Genomic DNA, 14151 nt, shown 5'->3' with positions numbered 1-14151 from the left:
CCCGACCGCAACAAATATCCGGTTATTAGCGTCTATCCATTATATAGCAGGACAAGATAGGGGTTAAAATTAACAGGGTTAGCGGAGGATTGTAATAATATGAATCGAAAGAAAATAGTGGCGTTGGCTGCAGGTCTACTCTTAGCAGTGCAGACTGCCATCGTTCCTGGAGTTCAAGCAGCTCCAACTGGTGATATTGAAATTATATTGGACGGACAGTCCCTGCAAAGTGACGCGTCACCGTATATTGTACAGGGAGCCAATGTTACGATGGTTCCTTTGCGAGTGATTAGTGAGGGATTGGGCGCTCAGGTCAACTGGTCGGAATCGTCCGGTACGGTAACGATTACAGCACAGAACAAAAATATATCTATGGAGAACGGTGCACAAAGCGCTACAGTGAATGGCAAGTCAGTTCGACTGGATGCATCTGCCCGTATGACAAGCGGGAGAGTCATGGTGCCACTGCGTTTTGTTGGGGAAGAGTTGGGATTAAAAGTAGATTGGCAAGCTTCAGAGCGAGTCATTACGTTAAGCAGTGGTAAGGAAGGTGTCTCTACTGGCGGGGACACTTCTGCCGGAAGCAGCGGCTCCATATCAGATACGTCTGCATCAAGCAATCAGAACAGTGTAAGTAGAAATCAGGGAGCTATCGATGATGAGCAGGCGGTTGTCACTTCACCGTCAACGTCTACTAGTGAGGAGGGTTCAAGTTCTTCGCAGGCAAATGTTGTTCAGGTAAAGGCTTCAACTTCTATGCGTGGAGCATGGATTTCTACCATTAATGGAGATTGGCCTTCTTCCGCTGCCCGAAGCAGCTCCGAGAAGCAAAAGCAGGAGTTTACTAAAATGCTCGATGATTTGCAGGGGATGGGCATCAATGCGGTATTTGTTCAGGTTCGTGCCAGCGGTGATGCGCTCTATCCCTCAAGTCTCGTACCATGGAGCAAGTATTTGACCAACACCCAAGGTAAAAATCCAGGCTATGATCCCTTGAAATTTATGATTAGCGAATCGCATAAGCGAGGGATGGAATTTCATGCTTGGTTTAATCCATTCCGTGCGAATTCCACAGGAACAACCAGCGGTTTGGCTGCAAACCATGTGGCTAATCAACACCCGGACTGGATTGTTAAGAATGGTAGCCAATTGTACATCAATCCAGGAATTCCGGCTGCACGTCAGCATGTCATTGCGGCGATTATGGAGGTCGTGAACGGATATGATATTGACGGTGTGCATTTGGACGATTATTTTTATCCTTACAGCGGGACTTTTGATGATGATGCGACCTTCAAAGTATATAATGCCAACAAAATCTCTAACAAGGGCGACTGGCGGAGAGATAATGTGAACAGTTTTGTCCGCGATTTGGGCAAAAGTATTCATGGCAGCAAGTCTAAAGTTCAATTTGGAATTAGTCCTTTTGGGGTATGGCGTAACAAATCTCAGGATTTAACGGGTTCAGACACGAAGGCAGGCGTTACAGCGTACGATACGACGTTTGCGGATGTAAGAACCTGGATTAACAAAGAATGGATTGATTATATAGCTCCACAAATTTACTGGAGTATCGGTTTCCCGGCGGCGGGATATGACAAGCTTGTCGCATGGTGGTCCAATGAGGTCAAAAACACAGATGTTAAGCTGTATATCGGTCATTCTCCGTATAAGATCGGTACCCCTGAAAAGGGCTGGCAAACGGCTCAAGAGCTAATTAAGCAGCTTGAACTGAACGAAAATTATAAACAGGTCAGAGGCGATATTTACTTTAGTGCACAGCATTTGCGTAAAAATCCATACGGACTCATTCAGCTTCTTCAAAATTATTATCAAATGTGATATAAATTGGATCATATAGGTTCTATTTGGGCCTCCGTTCTCATACATAAGCAGTAGAACTGCTTACTCCCAAGAGAACGGAGGTTTTTTGATCTATGCTGATCAATGCTGTGTTCCAGGGTGGAGGGGTTAAGGGAATTTCGCTGGCGGGTGCAGTTAAGGCTGCAGAGGAGCATGGAATTGTATTCAATCGTTTGGCAGGTACATCATCAGGTTCTATTGTAGCTGCTTTATTGGCGGCGGGATACTCTGCGGATGAAATGAAAGCCGTAATTGAGAAAACCCCCTTGGTCAAGTTGTTACGACGTTCTCCAGTGTTCAATATTAAGTGGGTTGGACCAGCAGCTCGTATCTTTCTTAAAAAAGGGCTCTACTCAGGGGAGGCACTGGAGCACTGGGTACGTGAGCTGTTACGAGCTAAGGGAGTGCGTACGTTCGCGGATTTACCTCCTGGCAAATTGCGCATTATAGCATCAGATATCACGAATGGACGCATTCTGGTGCTTCCTGAGGATATCAAACGTTTTGGTATCAATCCATCTTCACTGGAGGTAGCTAAAGCCATTCGGATGAGCACAAGTATCCCTTATTTTTTTGATCCCGTTATGTTAAGGCTTGATTCTGCAATTGCCAAGGGAAAGACTTTTTCTCAGCAATTTGTATTTGTAGTTGATGGGGCTTTACTAAGCAATTTGCCTTTGTGGCTTTTTGATGAGCCTGTAAATGAACGTGAGGCCAAAACGATCCCAACGGTAGGGTTTCAAATGGTGGGCAAAACGGGTACGGAGACCAAAGTTTCTTATATACGGGGTCCATTGACCATGCTGCAGGCTATTTTTGATACCATGCTATCAGCACACGATGAGCGATATATTGAGCAGGAGAATCGGTATCGGACGATTAAGATTCCAACATTGGGTATCCGCACTGCACAATTTAATATTTCTACAGAGCAAAGTGATTTGTTGTATGCTTCCGGTGTGCAGGCAGGGGATGCTTTTTTCCACAAATGGAGCATCACTTCTTACCAGCAGCAGTATAGCAAATATCAATTGATGAAGGATACCCTGTACGCTATGAAATAAACACTTACTTGCAGTTAAAGTTAATTTAAAAGGGTGTAAAAAAGGAGCATCTTCCCCGTCATATTTGAATACGCGGGTGATGGCTCCTTTGTGCTACATTTTAAAGGATGATTATCATTAATGATATTTAGGTTGTTCTTCTTCATTCTTTCCCTTGGAACCCTCAATTACATGAAAAGGATACGCTTTGCGCTTGCCTGTAGTTTGCTGCTTACGTGCGTTGGCTGTTTTGGCCATGGTACGCACAGAGGGTTTGATTTTGGGAGTACGGCTACGTTGTCCTGGCAGGTATTTGTATAGCAGAAATATAACTGCAAAAACAAGGACGGGAATTAGTAAACTTATGAGAAAGCCCCAGCTTCCTCTCCATAGCATATCCACAATCCCATATGCACCCAAAGCAAGGGTAAGCCAGAAAATAACGGCATGTCTGTTCATTATTCACTCATCCTTTCACAGGATCAAGGACCGGACTGTTGAAGGTCTCCTTTACAGGTACATTTTCCAACTCAGCATCCAATTCAAGCATACGCTTAAATGAGGCAATAGATACCTCAACTTGATCATCAGTCGGTTCTTTGGTGGTAAGTAGTTGCAGCCACAGACCGGGGTAACCTAAATAACGAAGTACCGGAATTTCACGAAGGGCATTGGTTAGCTTGAGGAATTCAAAAGAAAGCCCCAGTACGATCGGAAGTAGTAAAAGCCGTTGCCCCATACGTTCCCACAGACTATCGTAGGTAAATAAGGAATAGACAAGCACTCCGATGATCACAGTCAGCATAATAAAGCTACTACCACAGCGGTAATGTAGACGACTGTATTTCTGTACATTGGCCGGAGTTAGTTCTTCCCCAGCTTCGAATGCAGTAATTACTTTATGCTCTGCACCATGATATTGAAACAATCGTTTAATTAACGGAGTTTGGGAAATACCCCACAAATAAGCCAGTAACAGAATCAGCTTAATAGCTCCTTCTGCGAGGTTATGCAAAATTTGGCTGTGAAACAAGCTACCGAACAGGAAATTCTCTACAATAACCGGAACGAGAGTCAATACAATTTTGCCAAACAGGAATGACAAAATACCGACCGCCGCCACACCGATCATCATACTCAGACTCCAGCGAGATTCTTCTTTTTTCTTTTGCTCAGCGCGTTCTTCCGGATCTACTTCATCATCAGCATACGCATCGGCCGAATAGTTTAAATGCTTGGTACCTTTGGCGCTGGAGTCGATGATGCTTACAATCCCCCGCAATAAAGGAATTCTGCGGAATTTGGATACCCAGGATTGCTCCTTGCGTGGTACTTCCAAATATGTGATTTCGCCAGTTTTGCGGCGAACTGCCGTGACATTGACACGCTTGCCGCCGAACATGACACCTTCAATGACTGCCTGACCGCCGTAGCTCACAGGCTTGGATGCTTGTGACAACCGTCTCACCTCTCTTAATACATGCTTTTTTGTATATTGTATCGAATTTGGAAGGGAATATCTAGTTAGTTGAAACTGGTGTAACCACAGGCTTATAAAAAAAGCATTTATGGAGCGTCAGACTGCTCACATAAATGCTAATCATTATAAAACCGAATGAATATTTGGAAAACAACTTATTTTGTAATCGCCCCAACAACCTGGTCAACCAGTCCTTTTGATGAGAGAGGACCGCCAAATGTCCATGTCGTACCGCTCAGTGAATAGGTACGTTTTTCTTTAACGAAATTCAGACCGTTCCAAACCGAATTATTTTTCATAGGTGCACCGAAAACATTATCGTCCGGCTGCACAATATAGATAAAGTTGCTATCCTGAACGGCAGACAGAGCTTCAATGCCTGCAGTTGAAAAGCCATACTGTTCAACTTTGCTCGGTTTCCAATCATTAATCATACCGATCTTCGCCAGTGTTGCCACGACGACTGAATTATCCGAAAACATACGGAGGCTGGCCGCATTTTGCGAAGTGAAAGCCTGTGTCAGTATATAATGATAATCCGACTTGCCAGCAGCGGTGAGCTTTTCTTTGGCTTCAGCATAATGCTGATCCAGTTCGGCAAGCACCTGCTTAGCTTTGTCTTCTTTTCCAAGAGCGACTGCGATGCTATTAAAAATTTCTACCATTTTATCATGATCGTAGCCGTTACCATCGTTCAGATTATATTCGATCGTCGGAGCGATGGCCTTGAGTTGATCATAGATAGCTTCATTCCCATCAACATTGGAAATGATCAGATCCGGCTTCAATGCAGCAATCGCCTCCAGGTTCGGCTCGTTACGCGTACCGACATCGACCACGCTGCTGTCCAGAGCCGCCTCCGGTGTCACATACACCTTGTAGTTGGCATTGTCAGCATTACCAACCGGCTGAACGCCCAATGCAATCAAATCCTCTGTAAATGTCCATTCCAGTACTACGACACGCTGTGCGGGCTTGTCGAGCGTGATCTCACCACGATTATGCTTTACCGTCACAGGACCGGTCGCTGTGTCAGTCGGTTTGCTACCCGACGTGGGTGCCTGATCTTTATCCGATGCTTTGTCGGCTGCTCCGCAACCTGCCAAAGTGAGCGTAAAAACCATTAATAATAAAATGCCAATGAGTCCCTTTTTCATAGAAGCATTCTCCCGTATATATGTTTTTAGAAAATGATAATGATTATCATTTTCATCATTATATTATGATAGAGGATTGAAATTTTGTCAATGCAAAAAACGGGTCCGAACGCTTAATTGGTAAGCTGCTATTATTCAGCATTCCGGTTCATTGTTAAACGATCCTCCTTTTGAGCATACTACCTAGCAAAATAGGAATACAAAATCCGATGAAAGTACATGCATTTCCGATTGCAATAGTCTTTACCACGAAAAAAGTTTGCATATTGAAAGGGGATTAAACAACATGAGTGAAACCTACTCTATACCCAAGATAGGCCATGAACAGGAGCAGTCTCGCGAATCTCAGGATCAACGTAATCATAACGACAGTGGTAGAGGCAGGCAGCAGTCAGGCAAAATACATACGCCTCTCATTCCTTTTGCACTTGAGTTGGGTTTTTTTGCGGGTTTGCTCTGGGGATTGCTGCGCTGGCTGTTTTATAAGTTGCACTTTACGGTAGTAGCGCCTGGCTTTCTCTCAGAGCCTTTTTTCAAGCATTCGTTTATGAACACCATGGCGGGGCATCTGGTAGGGCTACTGTTTTTTATTGCATTATCCGTCGTAGCTTCACTGGTGTACACTCTGTTGCTGCGCAGATTTAAGGGTCCTTTACCCGGAATTGTATATGGCCTGATTTGGTGGGTTGTTTTATTTGTATTAACAGGTCCTAAGCTAGGGATGATGAATCCTCCTAATCGGTTAACATGGAATTCCTTATATACGGAAATTTGTGTGTTTATGCTGTGGGGACTATTTATCGGATATACTGTTGCTGTCGAGTATACGGATGAAAGAAAGCGCGAGCCTGAGAAAGCTGAGGGCTGAACGTAACAAAAACTTCTCAAGCGCCTATTCCCTGTGTTAAAATAGCATTTGGTTATTTGACAGAGGGGAGCGGAATGAAAGATGAAGAATGACCGGGTGTTAAAGCTGCGGCAGGCGCTGGGCGAGCATAATCTGCGGGCTATGCTAATTACTAGCCCTGTCAATCGTCGATATTTGACAGGCTTCACAGGTTCGGCGGGTTATGTGCTGATTACGGAATCCCATAGCTATTTGCTGACTGACTTTCGCTATATGACGCAAGCGACCGAACAAGCTGAAGGCTTCACGGTGGTGCAGCACGCTGCACAGGTCATGGAAACGGTGAAAGAATTGCTGTCTTCCCATCAGATCAGCGAAACAGGCTTCGAGCAAGATGCTGTAACTGTTGCGACGCATAAAGCTTATAGCGAAGATTTGTCACCTATTTCACTGGTTCCGGTGTCGGGCATTGTGGAGAAGTTAAGAGTGTACAAGGATGCAGAAGAGCTGGAAGTGATGCAGCGGGCAGCGGATTTGGCAGATGCTACATTTGCACACATTTTACCTTACATCAAGCCAGGTGTCAGCGAGCGTGAGCTGGATCTGGAAATGGAATTCTTCATGCGCAAGCAGGGAGCTACGTCCTCTTCATTTGACACAATTGTGGCTTCCGGGGTTCGTTCGGCATTGCCTCATGGCGTAGCCAGTGCTAAGTTAGTACAAGCAGGCGAGCTGATTACGTTTGATTTTGGTGCGTTGCTGGATGGCTATTGCTCTGATTTGACACGTACAGTGGCTACACAAGGGGATTTGGCGCCCCAGTTGCGCGAAATCTACGATATTGTACTTAAGGCGCAGCTTCACGCACTCGAACATATTAAGCCGGGCATGACAGGCCGTGAAGCGGATGCACTGACCCGGGATATTATTGCGAGCCATGGCTATGGAGACAATTTCGGGCACAGTACAGGTCATGGTCTGGGTCTTGAAGTACATGAATCTACACGTCTGTCGAAGGCGAGTGATGATATTCTGGAGCCGGGTATGGTGGTAACGGTCGAGCCAGGTATCTATGTCCCTGGATTGGGCGGTGTACGGATCGAGGATGATATCGTTATTACAGATAGCGGCATCAAAGTATTAACACATTCGAGCAAAGAATTTACAGTCGTTTAATAACGATAACAGTCCTGTAGGAGGGGTATTTTAGTGATTAACGTAAATGATTTTAAAACAGGTTTGACCGTCGAGGTAGACGGAGATATTTTTACGGTGCTGGATTTCCAACACGTAAAACCGGGTAAAGGTGCTGCATTCGTACGCTCAAAGTTGAAAAACTTGCGTAACGGTAACACCGTTGAACGTACATTCCGTGCGGGTGAAACGATCGGTCGGGCGCAAATCGAAAATCGTGGTGTGTCCTATCTGTACGCTAGTGCAGACGACCATACATTCATGGATAATGAAACATATGATCAATTTACATTGTCCAGCGATCAACTGAAATGGGAGCTTAACTTCCTGAAAGAAAACATGAATGTAAATATCGTCAGCTATAACGGCGAAATTCTGGGTATTAACCTGCCTACAAGCGTGGAACTGAAAGTAATCGAAACAGAGCCAGGCATTAAAGGTAATACAGCTACAGGTGCTACCAAAAATGCCAAACTGGAAACGGGTTTGAATGTTCAAGTTCCTTTGTTCATTAACCAAGATGACGTATTGTTGATTGATACACGTGACGGCAAATACATGTCTCGCGCATAAAATTTGCAACTTTTAGATTTCCTCTGTCCTTGTTAAGGGCAGGGGATATTTTTATAAGCACTAATATTAAAAAACATTGGCTCCACACAGCACTTTCGTATTATACTGTACTAAAGTTATGCCGCAGGATGTCACGTTCAGTCGTTTGGTGCCATCTCAAGGTTACATACTGTTGAGTCTGAGGGAGTGAATAACGTTGTCTTTGTATGTCATGAAATTCGGAGGCAGTTCCGTCGGTGACACGGAGCGCATGAAGCGCGTGGCAAAACGCGTTGTTGAGAAACAGAGTGAAGGGCATCAATGTGTAGTGGTCGTTTCCGCAATGGGAGACACGACAGACGAACTGATTGACCAGGCCAAATTGTTGAATGAGCAGTTGCCTGCACGTGAGTTGGATATGTTGATGACGACAGGTGAGCAAATTTCAATCGCCTTATTGTCGATGGCTATTCAGCAGTTGGGTCATGAAGCGGTATCGTTTACGGGATGGCAGGCTGGTTTTCGTACTGAATCTGACTTTGGTCGAGCACGGATTACGGACATTCAACCTCAGCGTGTGCTTGATGCACTGAGCAGCAACAAGATCGTTGTTGTAGCTGGTTTCCAAGGGATGTCTGCAGAGGGAGACATTACGACGCTGGGACGTGGTGGCTCTGATACGACGGCCGTTGCGCTGGCGGCGGCGATTCAAGCGGATGCCTGCGAAATTTACACGGATGTGGACGGTATATATTCAACAGATCCACGGATCGTGAAGGTTGCTCGTAAGCTAAAAGAAATTTCTTATGATGAAATGCTGGAATTAGCCAATCTGGGTGCAGCTGTATTGCATCCTCGTGCGGTAGAATATGCCAAACATAACCGGGTACCGCTGATTGTGCGGTCCAGTTTTAACCATAATGAAGGAACGGTCGTAAAGGAGGATGCAGTAATGGAACAGGGCGTTGTAGTCAGTGGGATTGCATATGATAAAAATGTAGCAAGAATCAGTATTTTGGGCGTCGCCGATATCCCCGGTGTACTGGCGAAAGTATTCGGAACACTGGCGGCAGCTAAAATTGATGTAGACATTATTGTACAGAGCGGGGTCGAAGCTGGTAAAGCAGATTTCTCCTTTACAGTAGCTCTGACGGATCGTGAAGCAGCATTGAAGACGCTGGAAGGTATTCGTGGAGAGCTTCCGTACCGTGAAGTAACGTCTGAGGAAAATCTGGTGAAGGTATCCATTGTAGGTGCAGGAATGGTTAGCCATCCAGGTGTTGCTGCGCAAATGTTTGCCGTACTGGCAGAGCAAGGCGTTAGCATTAAAATGGTAAGCACATCTGAAATCAAAGTATCGTGTGTAATTGAAGCGGGTAAGCTTCATGAGGTTATTCAGGCGTTGCATACAGCTTATAACCTGGACACCGAGGAGCAAGCGTTTGTGGGTGGACCGCAAGACCGTCGTTAATAACTGCAACGTGATCTAGACATGAATATGTCTAATGTGAACGATGCTATGACAGGTAAAGGTTGATACATTATAAGTCCTCTATTTATAGTTTGATAAATCATAGAATACAGCAGTAGGTTAAGAGGTTGTTCCATCAGTGAGAGTTAAACTGAGGGGCAGCCTCTTTTTTGCTGAATCTATCTTTTCTACCCAAGGCATCCCTTAGCCGACAAGGCTTTGAGAGGCCCTTTTTTATTTGTGCGAATTAGAGAATGGTGCTTTAACAAGCGGGGGAAAGGTCTGTTGAGCGTTGATAGGAGTTAGCAAAAGTTTGCCTAGGTTTTCAATATATTTTCGGCATAAAAAGCGAGAGTCAACCATAGACTTGTCTTAAAGAAAAAGGACAACTGTGAGGGGGCGGCATCGGTATGGAATGGCTGGAGTTATTTCCCGAACCGTTGCACGGTATACTCGGAAGGCTTCCGGAAACGGTATTTAAGCAACTGGAAGAAATCCGGGTCAGGGAAGGAAGGCCGTTGGAAATTAATGCAAATGGTGATCATCATTTTGTAACGTCTGCGGGTCGGCTGACTTTGAACCATGTAGAAGCCTATAAGCCTGACCGTGAGGATGCCCACCGACTGCTGGATTTTATCAGCAATCATTCCCTGTATACCATGGAAGAGGAGCTTCGTAAAGGGTTTATTACGATCCCTGGCGGTCATCGTATTGGCTTGGCAGGGAGAACCGTGCTCAACCGAGGACGAGTGGAACATTTGAGGGATATAAGCAGCTTTAATGTAAGAATTGCTCGTGCAATTCCCGGCATAGCTGATCGGATATTGCCTTATGTAGCAGATCGAATGTCCGGGAAAATCCGGCACACCCTCATTTTGTCCCCTCCTCAGCATGGCAAAACGACACTGCTTAGGGACTTGGCTCGGCAACTCAGTTACGGAGGGATGGAAAGCAATGGGGGGCGACGGAATGGACTCAAGGTAGGCATTATAGACGAACGCTCTGAGATCGCTGGCAGTCACAAAGGTATCCCCGGTTTTGATGTCGGACCTCGCACCGATGTATTGGACGGATGTCCGAAAGCAGAAGGCATGATGATGATGATCCGCTCGATGTCACCGGATGTCCTCATTGTTGATGAAATCGGACGACCGGAAGATGCGGAGGCGGTGCGCGAAGCGCTTCATGCAGGCATTGCAGTCATTGCTTCCGCACATGGTCGCGATGTGGCTGAAATGGCGACCCGGCCTGCTTTTGCTGGATTAACTACAGGGCAAGAGCTGTTTCAACTCTACGTCATGCTGGAGCGGACGAGCCGGGGCGTCTCATTCCGGCTGGCAGATGCCAAGCAACGCAGGATTACACTGCCTGGAGAAGGGCAGAATGGGGGCATCTCCTATGCTTAAGTTGCTGGGTGCCGCCTTGGTTATACTGGCCGCTACGCTGGCAGGCTGGCAGCGAGCAAGGCAGTTTGCGATGAGGCCGCGGCAAATCAGGGAGTTGATTCTTGCGCTGCAAAGACTGACCACCGAGGTTTCCTACGGGGTGTCTCCGCTACCAGATGCTTTCGCCAAGACAGGAGAGCCCTTGCGAGAGCCGCTGCGCACTCTGTTTCAGCAAGCCTCACGCTGGATGCACCCCTCTTTTGGCCTGACTGCCAGAGAAAGCTTGCATAAAGCCATTGAAGACTCGTGGAGCCGTTCCTCTATGAAGCAAGCCGAGAAGGAAGCGATGCGGCAGCTTGCTTACAGTCTTGGAACCAGCGACCGTGAAGACCAGATCAAGCACATTGCGCTGACCATCCAGCAGTTATCCCATGAGGAAGCGCAGGCGCAGGCAGATCAGGTGAGGTACGAGCGTATGAGCAGGAGCCTGGGACTGCTGATCGGAGCATTGATCGTCATTTTGATCTATTAGCGGGGTGCTCGAATGAATTTAGAAGTGAATGCGATTTTCCAGATTGCCGGAATTGGCATTATTATCGCTATGATTCATACCGTATTAAAGCAAATGGGCAAAGAAGACATGGCCCACTGGGTAACGGTCATCGGTTTCGTCGTGGTCCTGTTCATGGTGGTGCGAATGCTGGATAACCTTCTGCAAGAGATCAAATCTATCTTTCTTTTTCAGTAGGTGGACACATGGAAATCATTCAGGTGGTGGGCTTCGCCCTCATTGCCACAGTCCTCATTTTAGTCATTAAGGAACAGAAGCCGATGTTTGCCTTTTTGATTGCAACAGCTGCGGGAATCGTCATTTTTTTGCTGCTGATTGGCAAGATCGGATCTGTGGTTTCTGTACTGGAGCGACTGGCTCGGTCTTCAGGCATGGATATGATCTATTTTAAAACCGTATTGAAAATAATCGGTATCGCTTATATTGCTGAATTTGGAGCGCAAATCGTTCGGGATGCAGGACAAGATGGGATTGCTTCCAAAATTGAGCTTACCGGAAAGGTACTCATTATGGTGCTCGCAATCCCGATTATCAGCATTATTATTGATACCATTCTGAAGCTGATGCCCGCCTGAGGGGGTGATGCCATGAAAAGGCTAGGGGGCATGCCGAATCTCAAAGTAATTGCGATGTTGTTGCTATGTCTTTGGTGTGCCTCAGCTGCGGTCCTCTTTGCAGATACACCGACTAACGAATGGATCAGACAGCAGGCGGAGCAAATGCCCAAAGATGAAGTAGAACATTATTGGGACGGGCTCATGCAGGAATACGGCGGATTTTTCCCTGATCAGAAAACGCCTTCCTTCATGGACATGCTGCTTCCAGGCGGTGAAGGATTCAGCATAAAGGGTGTATTGAGCGCTATAGCTGATTTTTTCATCCATGAAATCCGAGTAAATGCCAAGTTGCTCGTCACCATCGTCATGCTCAGCATTATGAGTATGGTGCTGGAAACGCTGCAAAGCGCTTTTGAAAGCAAACAGGTCAGCAAAGTGGCCTACGCTATCGTATACATGGTCATTATCATTCTGGCGATTAATAGCTTTAGTGTAGCGATTGGTTATGCCAAAGAAGCGATTGATAGCATGATTCACTTCATGATGGCAATGTTGCCCTTGTTGTTTACCATGTTAGCCTCGATGGGGAACGTCGTAACAGTTTCGGTGACCCACCCGCTGATTGTATTTATGATCAACACAGTCGGAACAGTCATTCATACGCTGGTTTTCCCGCTACTGTTCTTCTCGGCTGTGCTGTACTTGGTCAACTCGCTGACGGGCAAATACAAACTGACCCAGCTAGCCGATCTGATGCGGAACGCTGGAGTAGCAGTGCTGGGAGTGCTGCTGACCATATTTCTGGGAGTCATTTCGGTACAAGGCTTGACTTCGTCAGTTACTGACGGATTAACGATCCGCACAGCCAAATATATTACGGGTAGCTTTGTTCCGGTGGTCGGCAAGGCGTTGGCAGATGCGACAGATACAGTCATTTCGGCTTCGCTGCTCGTTAAAAATGCCATTGGTCTGGTAGGAGTCATTATTATATTGTTCCTGTGCGCCTTTCCCGCCCTCAAGATTCTGACACTGGCTCTCATTTATAAAGTGACAGCAGCGATCATGCAGCCTTTGGGTGATACGCCTATCGTGGAATGTCTGGATGCAATCGGCAAGAGCATGATTTATGTTTTCGCGGCGCTGGCGGCAGTGGGATTAATGTCTTTCCTTGCGATTACAGTCATGCTCGCAGCAGGCAATATGACGGTCATGATGAGGTGAACCAATGCATGTAAACCAACAAGGGGGGAGGGGAGTGAAGTGACCTGGCTGGGAGGCTGGCTTAAGGAACTGGTGCTAATCGTGTTGCTGGCTTCTTTTGTCGATATGATCTTACCGAGCCGATCTATGGAAAGGTATGTCAAACTCGTTCTCAGCCTGCTTATTTTGCTGACGTTGCTGTCTCCGGTCGTGCGCTTACTGAGTAGCAGCCCCTCCGAGGTTCTAGGGCGAGCATTGGATCTTCAACGTCAGGCTGAGACAGGCAAGAGGGAACCGACATTGGAGGAGATTTTAGCAAAAGGCAGCCAGTTGAAGCAACAGCAAGAACAAAGCTCCATGCAATGGGCCGGCAAAGAGGTAGCTAAGGAAATGAAAGGACAGTTGGAACAATATACTGGGTTAGCAATTCAGTCGGTCCAGGTTACCCTTGCAAAGATTCAACAGAAGGAATCGGAGCTGGAGGCAGGAACGGGTGTCCAGTCGGTAGTGGTCAAATTGGCAGAGCAGCAGCCAGAAAAAGAAAAGAACAACACAGAGGGCTCGCCTGGTGCAGATGCCAAGCCGATAATGGTGGAGCCTGTAGCCGAAAAGACAGTGAATATTCGTGTGGAACCGACACATACAAAAAATTCAGAACTTAATGAAGGAACACGAGAAGATGATCGTAATCCTGATAAAACTGCTGAGGACGGAAAGCCAACGGATACGAAAGCTTTTGGCCTAATTACAGGACTTCTACGTGAAAAATGGGGGATAGACAGCAAAAATGTTCAGGTGGTTTCTTCGCAGGATGGAACACATGAATGGTAA

General features: G+C 46.4%; 15 protein-coding genes. 12 read left to right on the top strand and 3 right to left on the bottom strand.

The features are described 5' to 3' along the window. Positions 1-99 precede the first annotated feature (99 nt). Both MHB46_RS24550 and MHB46_RS24545 read left to right on the top strand, forming a co-directional pair. A complete protein-coding gene (locus MHB46_RS24550) occupies positions 100-1842 on the top strand; it encodes a family 10 glycosylhydrolase (RefSeq protein ID WP_341163806.1) in 1743 nt (580 codons plus the stop codon). A gap of 95 nt (positions 1843-1937) precedes the next feature. Beyond that, positions 1938-2927: a patatin-like phospholipase family protein gene (locus MHB46_RS24545; RefSeq protein WP_341163805.1), complete on the top strand. Its 990-nt coding sequence runs from the start codon at positions 1938-1940 to the stop codon at positions 2925-2927. Between the two features lie 117 nt (positions 2928-3044). On the opposite strand, the gene MHB46_RS24540 is transcribed toward MHB46_RS24545, so the two are convergent. The 3 genes from MHB46_RS24540 to MHB46_RS24530 all read right to left on the bottom strand — a co-directional run bounded on the left by MHB46_RS24540 (position 3045) and on the right by MHB46_RS24530 (position 5543). Further along, positions 3045-3365, bottom strand: coding sequence for a hypothetical protein (locus MHB46_RS24540; RefSeq protein ID WP_039270926.1), 321 nt, complete (start codon positions 3363-3365; stop codon positions 3045-3047). A 7-nt stretch (positions 3366-3372) separates the two neighbouring features. Then, positions 3373-4365 carry a DUF1385 domain-containing protein gene (locus MHB46_RS24535; RefSeq protein WP_039270928.1) on the bottom strand — a complete coding sequence of 331 codons (993 nt, stop codon included), beginning with the start codon at positions 4363-4365 and terminating at the stop codon, positions 3373-3375. A 176-nt stretch (positions 4366-4541) separates the two neighbouring features. Next, positions 4542-5543: an ABC transporter substrate-binding protein gene (locus MHB46_RS24530; RefSeq protein WP_341163804.1), complete on the bottom strand. Its 1002-nt coding sequence runs from the start codon at positions 5541-5543 to the stop codon at positions 4542-4544. Between the two features lie 286 nt (positions 5544-5829). Between MHB46_RS24530 and MHB46_RS24525 the strand changes: the two genes are divergently transcribed. The 10 genes from MHB46_RS24525 (at position 5830) to spoIIIAF (ending at position 14151) form a co-directional block, all read left to right on the top strand. Continuing rightward, positions 5830-6411, top strand: a complete 582-nt coding sequence (locus MHB46_RS24525; protein ID WP_341163803.1) for a YqhR family membrane protein — start codon at positions 5830-5832, stop codon at positions 6409-6411. 81 nt (positions 6412-6492) lie between these two features. Continuing rightward, positions 6493-7566, top strand: a complete 1074-nt coding sequence (locus tag MHB46_RS24520; RefSeq protein ID WP_061829060.1) for a M24 family metallopeptidase — start codon at positions 6493-6495, stop codon at positions 7564-7566. 33 nt (positions 7567-7599) lie between these two features. Continuing rightward, positions 7600-8157, top strand: coding sequence for an elongation factor P (efp, locus tag MHB46_RS24515; RefSeq protein ID WP_029517249.1), 558 nt, complete (start codon positions 7600-7602; stop codon positions 8155-8157). Positions 8158-8353: 196 nt separating this feature from the next. Further along, positions 8354-9607: an aspartate kinase gene (locus MHB46_RS24510; protein WP_028540593.1), complete on the top strand. Its 1254-nt coding sequence runs from the start codon at positions 8354-8356 to the stop codon at positions 9605-9607. Between the two features lie 410 nt (positions 9608-10017). Further along, positions 10018-11013, top strand: coding sequence for a stage III sporulation protein AA (gene spoIIIAA / locus MHB46_RS24505; RefSeq protein ID WP_013310828.1), 996 nt, complete (start codon positions 10018-10020; stop codon positions 11011-11013). Beyond that, entirely contained in the window at positions 11006-11524 is a 519-nt protein-coding gene (gene spoIIIAB, locus MHB46_RS24500) for a stage III sporulation protein SpoIIIAB (protein WP_029517252.1), read from the top strand. Before spoIIIAA ends, spoIIIAB begins: the two co-directional genes overlap by 8 nt. A gap of 12 nt (positions 11525-11536) precedes the next feature. Next, positions 11537-11740, top strand: a complete 204-nt coding sequence (gene spoIIIAC, locus MHB46_RS24495) for a stage III sporulation protein AC (RefSeq protein WP_010345636.1) — start codon at positions 11537-11539, stop codon at positions 11738-11740. A gap of 8 nt (positions 11741-11748) precedes the next feature. After that, the gene (spoIIIAD, locus tag MHB46_RS24490; RefSeq protein WP_039270937.1) at positions 11749-12138 is read left to right on the top strand and encodes a stage III sporulation protein AD; all 390 of its coding nucleotides are present in this window, start codon (positions 11749-11751) and stop codon (positions 12136-12138) included. Positions 12139-12150: 12 nt separating this feature from the next. After that, entirely contained in the window at positions 12151-13341 is a 1191-nt protein-coding gene (gene spoIIIAE, locus MHB46_RS24485) for a stage III sporulation protein AE (protein ID WP_039270939.1), read from the top strand. A gap of 39 nt (positions 13342-13380) precedes the next feature. Next, a complete protein-coding gene (gene spoIIIAF / locus MHB46_RS24480) occupies positions 13381-14151 on the top strand; it encodes a stage III sporulation protein AF (RefSeq protein WP_341163802.1) in 771 nt (256 codons plus the stop codon).

Source organism: Paenibacillus sp. FSL H7-0703, from assembly GCF_038003485.1.
Classification (GTDB): domain Bacteria; phylum Bacillota; class Bacilli; order Paenibacillales; family Paenibacillaceae; genus Paenibacillus; species Paenibacillus polymyxa_B.
Note: the sequence above shows the minus strand (reverse complement) of the source record. Positions and strands in the feature narration are given on the sequence as shown.